The sequence below is a fragment of the Spirulina sp. CCY15215 genome, assembly GCF_016888125.1.
GTDB lineage: Bacteria > Cyanobacteriota > Cyanobacteriia > Cyanobacteriales > Spirulinaceae > CCY15215.
In genome coordinates, this window is the sequence record NZ_JACSWA010000181.1 from 1 (window position 1) to 1058 (window position 1058).

A 1058-nucleotide genomic window follows, 5' to 3' on the forward strand; every position below is an offset into this window, starting at 1 on the left:
ATAACATTCCTTTTGCCCATATCCCCCCTTTAGTTCCCCCCTTATTAAGGGGGGTTAGGGGGGATTCAAAAAATATTGACTGTGCTTGGTCGCAAAGGTAATGTGCTAGTTTAAATTGCCAATCTTTACGAGTATCAGAAATCTTTTGGTGCAATCTCGCTATTTTTTTGTTTAATTTGTGTCGATTATTAGACCCTTTCTTTTTATTTCTTAACCTACGTTGCAGCGATTTCAGCTTGCAGTGTAGTTGGTTCAAAAAATGGGGTCTTTCGACCAGTTCTCCATCAGAAGTTGCCAGAAACTTGTCCAGCCCTAAATCTATCCCTATGGCATGACCATGAAATGGAACATCCGGAATATTTACATTTAACTGTAAAGAGAGTAGGATAAAGTATCCTGATGCTTTCTTGATGATTCTCGCTTGTTTAATCGTAAAACCATCGGGAATATCTCTCGATTTCCTAAACTCAATCCATCCCAATTGAGGCAGTTTAATCTGGTTTTCTTGGAGACAATTCTTGAGCATTTGAGGATACACAAAAGAACGCATCCTATACTTGTTCTTAAAACGAGGAAAACCTAGTTTTTTGGATTGTCTATCTGTAAATGCCCGCTCTAATCTTTTTAATACCTGTTGCAAGACTTGAGCATTCACAGATTTTAACCACGGGTTGGTTTTCTTGGCTTCTGTTAATTGTTTGGCTTGATTGTTGTAATTTGGGAACGGTTTATCCGCCGGAATGATATATTCCTTATTTAGAGAACAAGCGTTAACAGGACACTTCCTAGAGTTAATCCAATCTTTTCGCTCTCTTAGGGCGTAATTCCAGACAGCACGACAGACTCTCAAGGTATTCTCAATCACCTCGATTTGCTTTTCGTTTGGGATTAATTTATACTCGTAAGTTAATGTTAACATTTTGACCTCCTAGATTAGATTTTAGCAATCTTTACGGAGAATGTCAATCCATGTGTACGGACGTTAAATTTAACGTCCCTACTTTGGTCGGTTTTGTTTGTTGGCAAAAAGACGAGCGACCCCGGTGAATCGAATTCAC

At 38.8% G+C, this 1058-nt stretch carries 1 protein-coding gene; it reads right to left on the reverse strand.

From position 1 onward, the window contains the following. On the reverse strand, positions 1–919 hold a 919-nt coding region (locus JUI58_RS00910; protein ID WP_204101867.1), incomplete at its 3' end, for an RNA-guided endonuclease TnpB family protein. Between the last annotated feature and the right edge of the window lie 139 nt (positions 920–1058).